The 1,390-nt window shown below is 58.3% G+C and carries 4 protein-coding genes; 2 read left to right on the top strand and 2 right to left on the bottom strand.

Going from position 1 to position 1,390, the window contains the following annotated elements; translation table 11 throughout:
- A partial coding sequence (locus tag CK944_RS22110) for a cation transporter (RefSeq protein WP_146038769.1) occupies positions 1-260 on the bottom strand: 260 nt, incomplete at its 3' end.
- Positions 261-340: 80 nt separating this feature from the next.
- Between CK944_RS22110 and CK944_RS22105 the strand changes: the two genes are divergently transcribed.
- Entirely contained in the window at positions 341-766 is a 426-nt protein-coding gene (locus tag CK944_RS22105) for a helix-turn-helix domain-containing protein (protein ID WP_103175177.1), read from the top strand.
- A 28-nt stretch (positions 767-794) separates the two neighbouring features.
- Here CK944_RS22105 and CK944_RS22100 read toward each other — a convergent pair whose 3' ends face one another.
- Positions 795-1,181, bottom strand: a complete 387-nt coding sequence (locus CK944_RS22100) for a helix-turn-helix domain-containing protein (protein WP_103175176.1) — start codon at positions 1,179-1,181, stop codon at positions 795-797.
- Between the two features lie 69 nt (positions 1,182-1,250).
- Between CK944_RS22100 and CK944_RS24260 the strand changes: the two genes are divergently transcribed.
- On the top strand, positions 1,251-1,390 hold a 140-nt coding region (locus CK944_RS24260), incomplete at its 3' end, for a cation transporter (protein ID WP_192877801.1).

Here is a 1,390-nt window from a genome sequence, read left to right as displayed (position 1 = left end):
AACACGAATGCCTTCTTGCGCGGTGCCTCTTGTCCTTTGGGCGCGATCCCGAAGCCCATCTTGCGGATGGTGCCCTCGATAATCTCCGGCTCCGTCGTGCCGGGGGCCAGGTTCAGCGACAGCCGTTCTGCCATCAGCGCCACCTTGACATCGCTGACGCCTGGCAGCCGTTCCACTGCTCGCGTCACCTTTGTCGTGCAGGACGCGCAGTCCATGCCCGTCACGGTCCACTCACGCCGCTCTGTTGTTTCAACCGCCATGTTGCTTCTCGCTTGAAGTCTTTTCTTCATCGAGTCGGCAAGATAGGAGCTCTAGCAACTAGAGGTTCAAGAGGTTTCTCATGCTGAGCATCGGAAAACTGAGCGCGGCCACCGGCGTCAAGGTGCCGACCATCCGCTACTACGAGGAGATCGGTCTTTTGCCGGAGGCGGAGCGCAGCGCAGGCAACCAGCGGCTCTATGGCGTGAAGGAGCAGGAGCGGCTCGCCTTTATCCGCCACTCCCGTGAACTCGGCTTTCCGCTGGACGACATCCGGGAACTGCTCAGTCTTTCGGACCAGCCCGACATGTCTTGCGCTGCTGCCGATGTTATCGCCACGCGCCAGCTTGTCTCGGTCAAGGACCGCATTACGCGCCTTCAGGTCCTGCAGCAGGAACTGGAACGCATGCTGACGCAATGCGCCCAGGGCACGATCTCGGACTGCAAGGTCATCGAAGTGCTAAGCAACCACGAGAACTGCCTGCATGCACATCACGGAGAAGTCTGAGAGGCGTATGCTTGATTGACTATCATTCTCAGGTAGCTAGAGCCTGGATTACCCGGCATTCAGATACCTTGCCTCGTTTGCATTCTCTGACCATTCGGGATAGTTCATCCTGCAGAAGACGCAGACGGGCAATGCGGCTTTCGACTGCCTCAAGCTGCTCTTGGGCAATGCGGCTCGCATCTTCACACGATGCTTCTGGCCGCTCTTGCAAGGCCAGCAGGATGCGGATGCTTGGCAGATCAAAGCCAAGCTCACGAGCATGGCGGATGAAGCCCAAACGTTCGGCATCGACGGGGCTGTAGGTGCGTCGTCCGTTCAGCTGGCGAGCAGGCTTTGGCAAAACCCCAATACGCTCATAATAGCGGATCGTCTCAATGTTCACGCCTGCCTGCCGGGATAAATCGCCGATCTGCATCTTTTTGCCTTGCTCCTGTAGTCGCTACAGGTTGTAGCAGGGCAAGGCTAGAGTTTCGAGGACCAACGAATGGCCGCTGCAACCGACACAATCCGCTATCACATCACGGGCATGGACTGTGCGTCCTGCGCCGCCAAGATCGAGGGCGCGGCTCGCAAGGTTGAAGGCGTTGGCGATGTGAAGGTATCGATTGCCTCGCAGATCATGAC

This window comes from Paracoccus sp. SY, assembly GCF_002901215.1.
In the GTDB taxonomy this organism is placed as follows: Bacteria; Pseudomonadota; Alphaproteobacteria; order Rhodobacterales; family Rhodobacteraceae; genus Paracoccus; species Paracoccus acridae.
This window is presented reverse-complemented; position numbering and strand designations above follow the sequence as displayed.